Genomic DNA, 13,063 nt, shown 5'->3' with positions numbered 1-13,063 from the left:
TCGGTGCCGTGGACGCTCACAACCACGCCGGCAGTGCCGGAGCGGGGGAGCCGTCGGTCGCGGTCAGGGCGTGCGGGCGGCCGGCGAGATACGCCGCGACCTCCGCGAGCGGGCCGGTGACCGCGGTGGTGTCGCCTTCCCCGGGCAGTTCCCAGCCGTCGCCGGTGTCGGCGGCGGTGAGGACGACCGCGGGTCCGGGGGCGTTGCGGCGCTTGCCCGTGATGTCGTCGGCCAGGGCGGTCAGGAACCCGGCGGGCAGGTCGGCGAAGGAGACGCCTGCGGCCAGGTCGACGGCGTGCACGCAGACCTCGCGTGCACGCAGCCACGGGATCTCGGTCGCGGGGACCGTGCGCCCCTGGGCGGTGACCACCTCGGCGTCCCACTGCGCGGAGCTCAGGGCGACGGTGCCCGCGGTGAGCCGGTCCGCGGACCCGTGCAGCCAGGCGGCCAGCTCGGCGGCCGGCTTGACGGAGCCGGCCTCGATGTCGGCGTTGCGCTGCTCCATCGAGGAGTACATCGGGGTCTCTTCGCCGGTGGCGGCCCAGCGCACCAGGTTGCCCAGCGCGTCGGCGTTCGCCGCCACGTGCGCGACCAGGTGCTTGCGGGTCCAGCCGGGGAGCCCGGACGGGGCGAGGTACTGCTCTTCGCCCCATCCGGCGGCGGCGTCGAGGAACAGCCTGGTTCCCGTCGCGCTCCAGCTGAGTGCGTCTTCGAAGGTGCGGCGCATCAGGCCGCGTCCTCGGCCACGGTGTTCTCGAGCCGGCCGATGCCCTGGATCTCGGTGACGACGCGCTCGCCGCCGGTCAGGTAGCGCTTGGGGTCGCGGGCGTGGCCGACGCCGCCCGGGGTGCCGGTCGCGATGATGTCGCCGGGATTGAGCCGCACGACGGTCGAGACGTACTCCACCAGCGCGACCGGGTCGAAGAGCAGGTCGCCGGTGTTGTCGTGCTGCATGACCTCGCCGTCGACGCTGAGCCTGACCTCCAGCTCGGGGCGCACGCCGCCGGGCAGCTCGTCGGGGGTGACGACGTAGGGGCCGACGGGGGTGGAGGAGTCCCACATCTTGCCCTGCAGCCACTCGCGGGTGCGGAACTGCCAGTCCCGGCAGGTGATGTCGTTGAGGACGGTGAACCCGGCGATCGCGGCCTCGGCCTCGGCGCCCCTGGCGCGGCGGACGGGCCTGCCGATCACGACGGCGAGCTCGACCTCCCAGTCGAACGCCTCGGTCTCGGCGGGGCGGGCGATGTCGTCGGCGGCGCCGATGAGGCAGTCGGCGAACTTCGCGAACAGGGTGGGGTGCTGCGGCAGGTCGCGCCCCATCTCCTGGATGTGGTTCTTGTAGTTCAGGCCCACGCAGACGACCTTCGAGGGCGCCGGGACGACCGGGGCGAAGTCCGCGCCCTCGGCGGGGTAGGTCCCGGCGGTGGCGGCGTCGGCGGCCGCGGCCTGCTCGGCCCAGCCGTCCCGGGAGAGGAACTCGCCGAGGTCGGCGGCGCCGAGGTCGACCAGCCGGTCGCCGTCGAGCCGTACGGCCCGGGTCGAGCCGTTGACGCGGAGGGTGGCGAGCTTCATCGGGTGGTCCCTTCGTGGTGGGTGCGGTGGAGCCGGAGGGCTTCGAAGACCGGGGAGTCGCTGAACCGGAACAGGTCCAGCGCGCCCGAGTCGGAGTCGGTGGAGCCGGCCTCGGACCGGGCCGAGAAGGGCTCCCAGGACGGGACGACGAACAGGTCGCCGCGGGCGACCGACCAGGTGCGGTCCCCGACGGTGACGGTGCCGGAGCCGTCGAAGACCTGGTAGACCGACGATCCGGTCTCGCGGACCGGGGTGGTCTGCGCGCCGCGGACGACGCGGTGCATCTCGACGCGGAGGGTGGGCAGGACGTCGGCGCCGGTGGCCGGGTCGGTGTAGCGGACGGCGGCGTGGCCGGGTTCGACGGTGCCGCCGAAGCCCTCGGACTCCAGGGAGAGCTGGTCGGCCAGGGCGCGGTCGGTGAACTCCCACTTGTAGGACAGCAGGGGGGTGCCGGGGGAGAGCTCGCCGACGGACAGCGGGCGCAGCCCCGGGTGGGCCCACAGCCGCTCGGAGCGGGAGCGCTCGGGCGTGATCCGCTCGGCGTCGCTGATCTCGTCGCGGCCGAACTCGAAGAACTGCGCCTCGGTGAGGTACTGGAACGGGATGTCGAGGCCGTCGATCCAGGCCATCGGCCGGCCGGTCGCGTTGTGGTGGGCGTGCCGGTTCCAGCCGGCCTGCGGCAGGAAGTCGCCGCGGCGCATCGGGACGGCGTCGCCGTTCACGACCGTCCACACGCCCTCGCCCTCGACGACGAAGCGGAAGGCGTGCTGGGTGTGGCGGTGCTCGGGGGCGTCCTCGCCGGGCATCAGGTACTGGATCGCCGCCCACAGCGTGGGCGTCGCGAACGGCCTGCCGCCCAGGCCCGGGTTCGCCAGCGCGATCGCCCGCCGCTCCCCGCCGCGGCCGACCGGGACGAGGTCGCCGGCCTGCGCGGCGAGCCGGCGCAGGTTCTCCCAGCGCCACAGGTGCGGCACCGCGCGCGAACGGGGATGCGCCGGCATCAGGTCGCCGATCTCCGTCCACAGCGGCACCAGCAGTTCCCGCTCGAAGCCGCGGTAGAGGTCTTCGAGCGCGGGGGTGGCGTCGGGCTGGCCCGGCGCGTCGATCGCACGGAGCCGCACCGGCGACTCTGGCGTGGTCACAGGGGTGCTCATGCGGCTAGTGTGGCTGCTGTCTCACTATGGAGAACTGATAATTCTGCTGTGCAGAATCGAGGGATCGTGGACAAACCGCTGAAGAACCCGCCCGCCTACCTGGTCAACAGCGTGGACCACGCGTTGCGGATCGCCGCGATGCTGCAGCTGGAGGGCGAGCTGACCGTCTCGGAGGTCGCCGAGCGGCTGGGCGTGGCCCGCTCCACCGCGCACCGGCTGCTCGCGATGCTGGTGTACCGGGACTTCGCGGTCCAGGACGAGCGGCGCCTCTACCGGGCGGGCCCGGTCCTGGAGCTCGCCGCCCACTCGCCCTCGGCCGCGTCCCGGCTGCGGGCGGCGGCCCTGCCGCACCTGCACCGGCTGGTCGGCGTGCTCGACGAGTCCGCGAACCTGGCGGTGCGCACCGGCGACACGGTCCGGTTCATCGCCAGCGTCGAATGCTCCCAGAGCCTGCGGGTCGGCTCCCGCGAGGGCATGGTCTTCCCCGCGCACCGCACCACCGCCGGGCTCCTGCTGCTGGCCGAGATCCCCGGCGCGGAGCTGGAGGGCGTCTACCCGGCCGAACGGTACGCCGACCGCCCCGCCGACCGGCCGGACCTGGTCCGCCTGCGCGCCGAGCTGGCCCGGGTGCGGCGCAACGGTTTCGTGCTCAACCAGGGCCGCTCGGAGCGCGGCGTGGTGGCGCTCGGCGTACCGGTCCGGGCCCCGGACAGAACCGCGCTCGCGGGCCTGTCGGTGTCGATGCCCAGCGGACGCTACGACCGGCACCGGCTGCCGTCGCTGGTCGACACCCTCTCCCGCGCCGCCGCCGCCATCGAGGCCGATCTCGCCCGCTCCGCCTGAACCGGCGGGGCGGACGGCCTCGCCCGCCGGGCGGCGTCCGGGCGCGGCCGCTTCGCTTCGTCCGTTCTGCCTGAACCGGCGGGTGGACGGTTCTCCCGCCGGGCGGCGCTCGGGGCGCGGCCGCTTCGACGGAGGCCCGGGAAGGTCGTGCGTGGCGTGCTCTCAGGCGGTGGCGAGTGCGGCGAAGGCGCGGTCCAGGAGGGCGGCGAGGTCCTCGGCGCCGTCGGAGGCCGTCCAGTGGGTGACGGCGATGCTGAGGCAGTCGAGGGCGGCGGCGGCGCGGACGGAGGCGGCCAGCGGGTCGGGCCGGGGGGAGCGGTCGGCCAGGGCCAGGGCCAGGGCGGGCAGCCAGCTCGCCTGCTTCTCGAGCTGGCGGTTGCGCAGGGCGGGGCTCTCCTGGATGAGGCGGGTGATGGTGAGGGTGCCGGACGGGTCGGCGCGGTAGGCCTCGAGGAAGGGGTCGAGGCAGCGGCGCAGGGCGGTCCAGTCGCTCTCGCCACAGGGCCGTGCCCGGAGGGCGGCGGCGGCCTGGCCGCCCAGGTCGTCCATGGCGCCGAGGACGGCCTCCTCCTTGCTGCCGAAGTAGCGCAGGAAGGTGCTGCGGGAGACGCCGGCGGCCACGGCGACGTCGTTGAGGGTGACCCGGTCGAAGCCCTCGCGGCGGAACAGCTCGATGGCCGCGCGGGCCAGCTCGGACCGGATGGCCGTACGGGCGATGTCCCTGGTCGTCGTCACGCGCGTCGAGTCTTCCACCGGTGGATGTTACCAAGTGCGGTATCCGGTCTTGGGTCTGGAATGCCATTGCTAGGCTGACACTCAGTTTCATGACCGGTATGTGATTTCATGCCCGGGACGGCATTCCGTTCGGGCCGAGGACAGAAGGAGCCGAAGGATGTCCACCGCCGAGGTGTCGAACAGTTCGCTCGCGGAGCTCGTCTCCCTGCGGGGCCGGCGCGCGGTCGTGACGGGAGGGGCGCGCGGTCTCGGCAAGGCGATCGCGTCGCGGCTGGCCGAGGCGGGAGCCGATCTGGTGATCGGCGACATCGAGGAGGGGCTCGCCGCGTCCACGGCCGGGGAGCTCGCCGAACGGTACGGGGTTCGGGCGCTCAGCACCGCCATGGACGTCACCGACGCGGCGTCCGTGGCGGACGTCGCGGCTCGTGCGGCCGCCGAGCTGGGCGGTCTCGAGATCTGGGTGAACAACGCGGGTGTCTTCCCCGCGGTCCCCCTCCTGGAGATGAGCGAGGAGACCTGGGATCAGGTCTTCGCGGTGAACGCGCGCGGCACCTTCGTCGGCGCGCGCGAGGCGGCGCGGCAGATGGCGGCGGGCGGGAAGGGCGGCGTGATCGTGAACGTCGTGTCGACCGCCGGTTTCCGCGGCAGCGCGCCCGGCCTGGCGGCCTATGTCGGCTCCAAGCACGCGGTCCGCGGCCTCACCCGCGAGATGGCACTCGAGCTCGCGCCGCTGGGCATCCGGGTGCTCGGCGTGGCGCCGAGCTTCGTCCCCACCGAGGGCAACATGCTGGCGGCGGTCGCCGCCGGGGTCGACCCGGACGACATGCCGCCGACCGACCTCATGTTCACCGCGCCGATCGGCAGGGGCGGGGTCCCGGACGACATCGCGCGTATCGTGCTGTTCTGCGCATCCGACATGTCGGCCTTCATGACGGGGAGCACGCTCCTCGCCGACGGCGGCACCATGGCCTGACCCCGCGGGCGCGCGGCCCTCGCGCCACCGGCCGCCGCGCCGGAGGGACTCGCGGGCGGGGGTCCTCGGGCCCGGACGCCGCCGGCCGCGCGTCAGCCGGGCAGGGCGGGGACGGCGACGGTCAGGAAGCCGGTCATGGCGATGACGGGCAGGGCCGGAAGCCAGGTGTAGGCGGGGCCGGTGGACAGGGCGAACTCGAGGAGGACGGCCAGCAGGAGGGCGTGCGCGGCGAGGGCGAGCAGCCACTGGCGGCGGGTGGCGCGGCGGATCGGGCGGGTGAGGACGGCGGCGGTGAGCGCGGCCAGGAGCAGGGCCGCGGACAGTTCGTGCCAGCGGCCGTCGGCGGCGTACGCGCCGCCGGACGCCCGGACCAGCGGATAGACCGCCGACAGCGCGAGCAGGACGGCGAGCAGGGCGTGCAGGCGCAGCGCGGTCAGCACCAGCCGGGTTCGAGGTTCAGGTCGCATAGGTCCAGCGTCGGGGTCGGGATCGGGAGAGGCGGCGGAGAGACCAGGGGGTCGTAGGAGGGGAGGATCCGCGCCGGGTCGGTGAGGACGGGGGTGACCTGGGGGCGGAGCGGCACGGGGTCGGGCCCGCCCTTGACCGCCAGGCCGAGCCCGACGGCCAGGCCGGCGAGGGCCGCGGCGACCAGGACCGCCTCGAGGGCGTGGACCGCCCGGCGGGGGGCGGGACCGGGCGCGGCCACCAGCGGGGAGTCCAGCCGGGCGGCCGCGCCCGCGCGTCTGCGGGGGTCGGCGGACAGCAGCCCCATGACGGCCCCGACCAGGCGCGGCGGCCCGTGCGGCCGGGAGGGCCGGTCGGTGAGCGGGGCGGTCAGCGATGCCAGCGGCGTGTCGCGGGCGAAAGGCGCACGGCCGGTCAGCGCCGCGTACAGGAGGGCGCCGAGCGAGAACAGGTCCGACGCCGGCTCGGGCGGCAGGTCGGCGTGGCGGAGCCGCTCGGGGGCGATGTAGCCGGGCGTCCCGATCGGGTACCCGGTGGCGGTCAGGCGTTCCTGGCCGTCGAGGCTGGCGATGCCGAAGTCGGTGAGCACGACGCGGCCGTCGGTGCGGACGAAGACGTTGCCGGGCTTGACGTCCCGGTGCACGATGCCCTGGTCGTGGGCGTGGCGCAGGGCGCGCAGCACGGCCCGGCCGATCTCGGCGACCCGGTGCGGGGGCAGCCGCCCGTTCCGTTCGATCAGCTCGTCCAGCGGCGTGCCGTCGAGGAACTCCATCACGATCCACGGCCGGTCTCCCCACATCAGGACGTCGTGGACGCGGACGATCTCCGGGTGCTGGAGCCGGGCCATCGCCCGCGCCTCGCGCAGCGCCCGTTCGGTGCCGACCCGCTCGTACATCTCCTTGACCGCGACCTCGCGGCGGGCGACGTCGTCGAAGGCCCGCCAGACGCGGCCCATCCCGCCCCCGCCGATCACCTCGCGCAACTCGTACCGGCCCGCGATCCGCATCATCGCCGTACCTTCCGCACCGCAGCCCACAACCGTTCCGGATAGACGCCGTAACCGCCCTCGTCGAGGCGGACGGAGACGACCAGCGCGCCGTCGCGGAACACGGCCTCCCCGCCGTCCGCGGTCCGGAAGGCCGCGTCACCGAGGCCGGACAGCGGTGCCTCACCCTGGTTCTTCGCCCGCTCCCGGCGGATCGCGGTGAATTCCATGCGGGCGCTGCGGGGGTTGGGGAGGTCCCACCAGTACACCCGCAACGTCCGGCCGTCGTCGAGCGTCCACGTGCAGACCGAGCCGGGGTCGCGTGATCGCGTTCCGGGCAGGCCCGCGGCGACCGCGCACACGTCCAGGCCGCGGTAGCGGGTGTCGAGCGGTATCCGGTCGCCCAGCAGGAATCCCAGCGCGAGCAAGGCCACCGCCGCGAGCCAGGCGTACTCCCAGCGGGTGTCGGGCAGCCAGGAGATCCGCTCCCACCATGAGACGGGTTCTCCGGCCGCCCGCCGCAGCGCCGTCTCGACCGCCGCCGCTCCGGGCCGGTCGGCGGGGTCCTTGCGCAGCAGCCTCAGGAACGGCCCGCGGAGCGGGCCCGCCCGCCGGGGCCGGGCGGGCCTGTCCAGCACGGTGGCCGCGAGCGTCGCGGCCTCGGTGGCGCGCAGGAAGGGGTCGCGGCCCTCGACCGCCGCGTACAGGGTCGCGCCCAGCGCGAACAGGTCGCCGGCCGGGCCGTGGACGCCGCCGGACAGGCGTTCCGGCGGGACGAACCCCGGTGAACCGGCGAAGGCGCCGGTGCGGGTCAGGCCCTCCCCGCCGTCGATCGCGGCGATCCCGAAGTCGGTCAGCACCACCCGCCCGTCGTCGGCCAGCAGCACGTTGCCCGGGGTGACGTCGCGGTGCACGATCCCGGCGGCGTGCGCCGCGGTCAGCGCCGACAGCACGGCCAGCCCGATCCGGGCGGCCTCGCGGGGGTCCACCGGCAGGGCCTCGCGCAGCGAACGGCCCTCGATGAGCTCCATCACGATCCACGGGCTGCCGTCGACCTCCAGCACGTCGTGCACGCCGACGATCGACGCGTGCGGCACGGCCGCCGCCGCCCGCGCCTCGCCGACGGCCCGGCGGCACAACACCATGCGCTCCCCGTCCGGGATCCCTTCGGGGAACCGGACCTGCTTCACCGCCACGATCCGGTCCAGGACGCGGTCGTGAGCGCGCCACACCCGCCCCATCCCGCCCTCGCCGATCAGCCGTACGAGGTCGTACCTGTCCGCCGGAACAGTCATCGTGGACCGATCGTAATTCGGTACTTATGATGCCGCCATGGAGAAGCGTGCCCGCTTTGCGATGCTGGCCGTGATCATCGTTTTCGCCTGGCTTTCCCTGCGACTGCACTGGGCCTTCGACGACCTGTGGCACTACGGCTACGACCGGACGGCGCTGGACAAGGCGTCCATCTGGCTGGCCGCGGTCACGGCGGCCCTCTACGTCGGCGTCACCGCCCTGCTCTGGCTGCGCCTCGACCAGGCGGGCACCGCCGCCCGGATCGCCGCCGTCCCCGCCGCGCTCGCCTCGGCCCACACCCTGTACACGGCCGCCGCCCACAACTCCAAGATCGGCTTCCCCGCCGGCTCCCTCGCCTTCCTCGGAGCCCTCGCCCTGTTCGCCGCCGTCGCCGCCGCCCTCCGACTGCCCCGCCTCGACCTGGCGGAATGACCCGTCATCCCCGCCCTTCGGGACCCGGCCGCGGGGAACGGGGCCGGTCGGGAAAGGCGGCGGCGCGGCGGACGTGGTGCCTGCGGTGGTCGACGGCCCGGAGGCGGCTCGCGCTCGGGTCGGCGCCCTGCGGATAAGGACCGGTTCGCCAGGGGCAGGCGCAGGATGAGGCGGGCGCCGGGGGAGCCGTCGGGGTGGTCGGCGGCGTGCAGGGTGCCCCCGTGGGCCTGGGCGATCTGGCGGGAGATCGGCAGCCCGAGGCCGGTTCCGTCGGGGTCGCTGCGCTGGGCGTCGGACCGGCGGTAGAAGCGCCGGAAGACGGCTTCCTTCTCGTCGTCGGGGATGCCGGGGCCGTCGTCCCTCACTTCCAGGACGGCCTGGCCGCCGTCGGCTCTGAGGGACACCTCCACCCGGGTGCGCGCGTGGCGGCGGGCGTTGGCCAGCAGGTTGTTCACCAGGCGGCCGAGCCGGACGGGGGAGCCCTGCACGACGATCCCCGGGTCCAGGCTCGTGGCGAGGGTGGTCTTGGCGGTGACCTGGGCCAGTTCGCCCCTGATCAGGCGGGCGAGGTCGACCGGCCGGGTCTCGGCGGGGGATCCGGCCTCCAGGCGGGCCAGGTCCAGCAGGTCGCTGACGATGTCGCCGAGGCGCTCGGCGTCGCGCAGGGCGGTCAGCATGATCTCGTGCGGGTCGGCCTCGGAGTCGTCGAGAGCCTCCTGCAGGCGCAGCTGCAGGCCGGTGAGGGGGCCGCGCAGGTCGTGGGAGGTGTCGGCGACGGCCTCGCGCTGCTGCTGCACCGCCTGCCGGAGGGCTTCGGAATTCTGGCGCTCCTGGACCTGGGAGTCGCGGAGCCGCTGGTTGATCTCGTGCAGCTGGTTCGTCTGGGAGAACAGGTGCGCCTCGACCGCCGCGAGATGCGTCAGGGTGCTGCTCGCGGAGGGCTGGAGGCTGCCGCCGTCCGTCCTCTGGACGAAAGAGGTCACTTCCTGGGGCTGGGCGATGACCCCGCGAACCGTGCCCTCGGAGTCCAGCAGCGGCGCATGGACCACATTCCAGTACCGCTCTTCGAATTTCCCCGGTGCGCTGGGGTCCTCCACGTCGTAGCGCTGCAGCATCATGAGGTCGATCTCGCCCGAGGCGGCCTTCTCCAGCGAGGAGCGCAAGGCCTCCACCTCTTCCTGAGAGGGGCCGCCGGGGAACACGTCGAAGACGTATCTTCCGATGAGGTCCTCGCGCGGGCGGCTCAGCAGCCGTTCGTAGGCGCGGTTCGCCGCGAGGAACACGAGGTCCGTCGACATCAGAGCCAGTGGACCCGGCACGGAGTCGAACAGGCTCTCGAAATCGACCTCGGTCATCTGCGCCCCCCCGACCCCGGTTTCGGGTCCTACCGGTACAACCACCTTCCGCCGTTACCGATTCCACCGCCTGTTCCGGACGGGCGGACGGCGTGCCCCACGGAGTCGTCGAGATCGCCCGGAAGGTCCGCGGAGGCCGAGGCCGATGCCGATGCCGATGATCGTGATCTCCGCGCCGCCGGGGCGGGCGGTTGGCAGGACAAGCTTCACCGGGGAGACATCCGTCCGCTGTCGGGGCGTTCCGCCGGCAAGGGACGTTGGCGGCATGCGAAGCCTTGTGATGGCCCCCCTCCTCGTGGCGGGAATGCTGGTGGTGCCCGGAACCGCGGCTCAGGCGGCGCAGTGCCGGGGCGGTTCCGACTTCGACGGCGACGGCAGGCGGGATCTCGCGACGGGAGCGCCCTCGGCGGCGGCCGGCGGGCAGGCCCGTGCCGGGCAGGTGGGAATCCTGTACGGGGACGGGCGGCAGGAGTGGCTGGTCCCGGCGGACGCGCGGCGCGGGGGCGGTTTCGGGGCCGCGCTGGCCGTCGGGGACCTCGACGGCGACCGCTGCGCCGACCTCGCGGTGGGGGCTCCGGGCACGGAAACGGTCGAGGTGTACCTGGGAGCAGAAGGCGGGTTGCGGCGGGGGCCGGTGCTGCGGCTGCCCTCGCCCGGCGGCGACCAGTTCGGCACGGCCCTCGTCGCGGCCGATCTGGACGGGGACCGCGACCTCGAACTCGCCGCGGGGGCGCCGGGACGCAGGGGCGGGGGAGCGGTCGCGGTTTTCGGGCTGCGCGCCGACGGGCTGAAGGGGCGCAAGGTCTTCACCGCCTCCATCGGGCGGAAGGGCAGGCGCAAGGCGCAGACGGACGCGTTCGGGGCGGTCCTCGCCGCCGGGAACTTCGACGGCAGGGGGCGCGACGAGCTCGCGGTCGGCCTGCCCGGCGACGGGCACCGGGGCGAGGGCTCGGTGACGATCCTGGACGCCGTCCGCTCCACGGGCCGCAACATCTCCCAGGCGGGCAGGCTGCGCGGCTCCCCCGAACGCAACGACGGGTTCGGCAGCGCCCTCGCGGCCGCCGACTTCGACGCCGACGGGCGGGACGACCTGGCGGTCGGCGTTCCCGGCGAGGCGCTCACCGACAAGAACCGGGGCTTCGGCGAGGGCGCCGTCCACGTCCTGTACGGGCCGTCCTTCAAGGAGGAGGGCCCGATGTGGAACCGGCTCACCGGAGGCCTGGCCGGGAACGCCCGCCGCAACGACCTGTTCGGCGCGGCCCTGGCGGCGGGCGACCTGAACGGGGACGGGACCGCCGACCTCGCGGTCGGCATCCCCGGTTCCGGCTCCGTCCAGATCCTCCGGGGCCGCAGACGGCACGGCCTGACCGCGCGCAAGGCGGAACTCGTCACCTCCGGCCTCGGCGCCGCGGCCCACTACGGCAACGCGCTGAAGATCGCCGGCGGCGTCCTGACGGTCGGGGCCCCCGGCGACGGCGGTTTCACCGGCGGCGTCTACCGGAGCCGCACCAGGCTCCCGCTCGAAGGCCGGGGTCTGACCGGCTTCTCCTTCGGCTGAGGCCGCCCCCTCCCGGAGAACCGAAGACGCCCCGGCGAGGCCGGGGCGTCGGGCTTTCCGCCGGGTGGTTCAGCGGGCCAGGGAGCGGGCGCCGTCCGGGACGGTGAAGCGGGCGGCGCGGCGGGCGGGGGCGCCGCGCCGCGAGACGTACTCCAGGGTGTGGAAGTCGGCGGTGAGGGCCTCGGGGGCGAGCCTGCCGAGGACGTAGCCGCGGCGCTGGTCGACGAAGGCGAAGTGCGGGTTCTCCGCCAGGAGGGCGGCGTTGACGCCCCGGTCGCGGTAGCCGTCGCCGTCGCTGGCGATCGAGGTGGCGACGAGTTCGACGCCGATGCGGGCGGAGGACGGGTCGTCGAAGTCGCGGAGCAGGTCGCCGGCGAAGGCGGTGTGGACGTCGCCGGTGAGGACGACGGGGTTGCGTGCGCCCGAGCGCTGGACGGCGTCGAAAAGGCGGTCGCGTTCGGCGGTGTAGCCGTCCCAGGAGTCCATGCCGGACTTGACGGCGGGGCCGAGCGCGAAGTCCCGCTGGGCGAGGAAGATCTGCTGGCCGAGGACGTCCCACCGGGCGCCCGAGGCGCGCAGGCCGGACTCCAGCCACTTCAGCTGCCGGGAGCCGAGGACCCGGTGCGACGGGTTCGTCCGCGAGTCGCAGCCGGTCCGCAGCCAGTCGTCGCAGGGCTGGTCGGTGCGGTACTGGCGGGTGTCGAGCAGGTGGAAGGAGGCGAGCGCGCCCCACGAGAGCCTGCGGAACAACTGCATCGTCGTCCCGGACGGGCGGGACGACGCGCGCAGCGGCATGTTCTCGTAATAGGCGCGCATCGCGGCCCTCTTGCGTGCGGTGAACCCCGGGACGCCCGAGCCGGGATTGCCCCCGGCCCAGTTGTCCTCCAGTTCGTGGTCGTCCCAGATGACGGCCCAGGGCGCGGCGGCGTGCGCGGCGCGCAGGTCGGGGTCGCTCTTGTACTGGGCGTGCCGCCGCCGGTAGTCGGTGAGCGTCTGGCACTTGCCGCCGGTGTGCCTGCGCACGACGCCGTTCGAGCCGCCGTACGAGCCGGGCGCGTACTCGTACATGTAGTCGCCGAGGTGCAGGACCAGGTCGGGGTCCTGCTCGGCCATCCGCCGGTAGGCGGTGAAGTACCCGTGCTCGTAGTGCGAGCAGGACGCCGCCGCGAACGTCATCGGCGTCAGCGCGCCGCGCGCCGGGGCGGTGCGCGTCCGGCCGGCGGGGGACAGGTGGCCCCGGGCGCGGAACCGGTAGAAGTACTCCCGCCCCGGCTGGAGCCCGCGCGGCTCGACGTGCACCGCGAACCCGCCGGAGGCCCGCGCGGTGGCCGTCCCCTGCCGGACGATCCGCCGGAACCGTTCGTCGGAGGCGATCTGCCACCGCACCTCGACGCTCCCGGAACCCATCCCGCCGAGGCCGTCTTCGGCGAGCGGGCGGGGTGCGAGCCTCGTCCACAGCACCATCCCGTCCGGCCGGGGGTCGCCGGAGGCGATCCCCAGCCGGAACGGGTCGGGCGCGGCCGCCGACGCGGGGCCGGTGGGCCCGCAGACCAGTCCCAGGGCGCTCAGTCCACCCGCCGCAATGACGCCTCTTCGCGTTGTCTCCACGGTGCCAGTGCAGATGACCGGCACGAACGCCGGGTGAAGCCAGGCTGAGCACCCGGCGGACCTCAGCGGACAGGTCGCGGGGCCGCGGAC

Annotated in this window: 12 protein-coding genes; 3 read left to right on the top strand and 9 right to left on the bottom strand. The window is 74.4% G+C overall.

All coding sequences use genetic code 11. The features are described from left to right. Positions 1–16: 16 nt before the first annotated feature. Genes C2865_RS13485 through C2865_RS13475 form a run of 3 tightly spaced genes read right to left on the bottom strand, consistent with a single transcriptional unit; the run spans position 17 to position 2,726 of the window. Positions 17–727, bottom strand: a complete 711-nt coding sequence (locus C2865_RS13485) for a maleylpyruvate isomerase family mycothiol-dependent enzyme (RefSeq protein ID WP_106398808.1) — start codon at positions 725–727, stop codon at positions 17–19. Further along, entirely contained in the window at positions 727–1,572 is an 846-nt protein-coding gene (locus tag C2865_RS13480; RefSeq protein ID WP_106398807.1) for a fumarylacetoacetate hydrolase family protein, read from the bottom strand. The genes C2865_RS13485 and C2865_RS13480 overlap by 1 nt, the downstream gene beginning before the upstream one ends. Further along, the gene (locus tag C2865_RS13475; RefSeq protein WP_106398806.1) at positions 1,569–2,726 is read right to left on the bottom strand and encodes a cupin domain-containing protein; all 1,158 of its coding nucleotides are present in this window, start codon (positions 2,724–2,726) and stop codon (positions 1,569–1,571) included. Before C2865_RS13475 ends, C2865_RS13480 begins: the two co-directional genes overlap by 4 nt. 66 nt (positions 2,727–2,792) lie before the next feature. Here C2865_RS13475 and C2865_RS13470 point away from each other — a divergent pair, with 66 nt between their 5' ends. Further along, on the top strand, positions 2,793–3,569 hold the full coding sequence (locus C2865_RS13470) for an IclR family transcriptional regulator (RefSeq protein WP_106398805.1): 777 nt from the start codon (positions 2,793–2,795) through the stop codon (positions 3,567–3,569). Between the two features lie 162 nt (positions 3,570–3,731). Here the strand turns inward: C2865_RS13470 and C2865_RS13465 are convergent, their stop codons facing one another. Then, the gene (locus tag C2865_RS13465; RefSeq protein ID WP_232835580.1) at positions 3,732–4,322 is read right to left on the bottom strand and encodes a TetR family transcriptional regulator; all 591 of its coding nucleotides are present in this window, start codon (positions 4,320–4,322) and stop codon (positions 3,732–3,734) included. A 139-nt stretch (positions 4,323–4,461) separates the two neighbouring features. Here C2865_RS13465 and C2865_RS13460 point away from each other — a divergent pair, with 139 nt between their 5' ends. After that, positions 4,462–5,277 (top strand): SDR family NAD(P)-dependent oxidoreductase, encoded by an 816-nt coding sequence (locus tag C2865_RS13460; RefSeq protein ID WP_106398804.1) that lies wholly within the window; start codon positions 4,462–4,464, stop codon positions 5,275–5,277. Positions 5,278–5,369: 92 nt separating this feature from the next. Here C2865_RS13460 and C2865_RS13455 read toward each other — a convergent pair whose 3' ends face one another. The 4 genes from C2865_RS13455 to C2865_RS13440 all read right to left on the bottom strand — a co-directional run bounded on the left by C2865_RS13455 (position 5,370) and on the right by C2865_RS13440 (position 9,807). Beyond that, positions 5,370–5,744, bottom strand: a complete 375-nt coding sequence (locus C2865_RS13455; RefSeq protein ID WP_157963693.1) for a hypothetical protein — start codon at positions 5,742–5,744, stop codon at positions 5,370–5,372. Further along, the gene (locus tag C2865_RS13450; protein WP_106398802.1) at positions 5,711–6,751 is read right to left on the bottom strand and encodes a serine/threonine-protein kinase; all 1,041 of its coding nucleotides are present in this window, start codon (positions 6,749–6,751) and stop codon (positions 5,711–5,713) included. Before C2865_RS13450 ends, C2865_RS13455 begins: the two co-directional genes overlap by 34 nt. Further along, a complete protein-coding gene (locus tag C2865_RS39975; RefSeq protein WP_198653305.1) occupies positions 6,748–8,022 on the bottom strand; it encodes a serine/threonine-protein kinase in 1,275 nt (424 codons plus the stop codon). The genes C2865_RS13450 and C2865_RS39975 overlap by 4 nt, the downstream gene beginning before the upstream one ends. A gap of 198 nt (positions 8,023–8,220) precedes the next feature. Next, positions 8,221–9,807, bottom strand: coding sequence for a PAS domain-containing sensor histidine kinase (locus C2865_RS13440; protein WP_106398801.1), 1,587 nt, complete (start codon positions 9,805–9,807; stop codon positions 8,221–8,223). 265 nt (positions 9,808–10,072) lie between these two features. On the opposite strand from C2865_RS13440, the gene C2865_RS13435 reads away from it, so the two are divergent. After that, on the top strand, positions 10,073–11,365 hold the full coding sequence (locus tag C2865_RS13435) for an FG-GAP and VCBS repeat-containing protein (protein WP_198653304.1): 1,293 nt from the start codon (positions 10,073–10,075) through the stop codon (positions 11,363–11,365). A gap of 69 nt (positions 11,366–11,434) precedes the next feature. On the opposite strand, the gene C2865_RS13430 is transcribed toward C2865_RS13435, so the two are convergent. Continuing rightward, positions 11,435–12,973, bottom strand: coding sequence for an alkaline phosphatase D family protein (locus C2865_RS13430; protein WP_232835579.1), 1,539 nt, complete (start codon positions 12,971–12,973; stop codon positions 11,435–11,437). Positions 12,974–13,063: the final 90 nt, after the last annotated feature.

It is taken from the genome of Actinocorallia populi (genome assembly GCF_002995495.1).
Taxonomy (GTDB): domain Bacteria; phylum Actinomycetota; class Actinomycetes; order Streptosporangiales; family Streptosporangiaceae; genus Actinocorallia; species Actinocorallia populi.
The sequence above is the reverse complement of the archived record's forward strand: the minus strand, read 5'-3'. Positions and strand labels throughout refer to the sequence as shown.

Coding starts and splice junctions, on each gene's coding strand:
- C2865_RS13485 (WP_106398808.1), bottom strand. CDS start 727: ATGCGCCGCACCTTCGAAGACGCACTCAGCTGGAGCGCGACGGGAACC.
- C2865_RS13480 (WP_106398807.1), bottom strand. CDS start 1,572: ATGAAGCTCGCCACCCTCCGCGTCAACGGCTCGACCCGGGCCGTACGG.
- C2865_RS13475 (WP_106398806.1), bottom strand. CDS start 2,726: ATGAGCACCCCTGTGACCACGCCAGAGTCGCCGGTGCGGCTCCGTGCG.
- C2865_RS13460 (WP_106398804.1), top strand. CDS start 4,462: ATGTCCACCGCCGAGGTGTCGAACAGTTCGCTCGCGGAGCTCGTCTCC.
- C2865_RS13455 (WP_157963693.1), bottom strand. CDS start 5,744: ATGCGACCTGAACCTCGAACCCGGCTGGTGCTGACCGCGCTGCGCCTG.
- C2865_RS13450 (WP_106398802.1), bottom strand. CDS start 6,751: ATGATGCGGATCGCGGGCCGGTACGAGTTGCGCGAGGTGATCGGCGGG.
- C2865_RS39975 (WP_198653305.1), bottom strand. CDS start 8,022: ATGACTGTTCCGGCGGACAGGTACGACCTCGTACGGCTGATCGGCGAG.
- C2865_RS13440 (WP_106398801.1), bottom strand. CDS start 9,807: ATGACCGAGGTCGATTTCGAGAGCCTGTTCGACTCCGTGCCGGGTCCA.
- C2865_RS13435 (WP_198653304.1), top strand. CDS start 10,073: ATGCGAAGCCTTGTGATGGCCCCCCTCCTCGTGGCGGGAATGCTGGTG.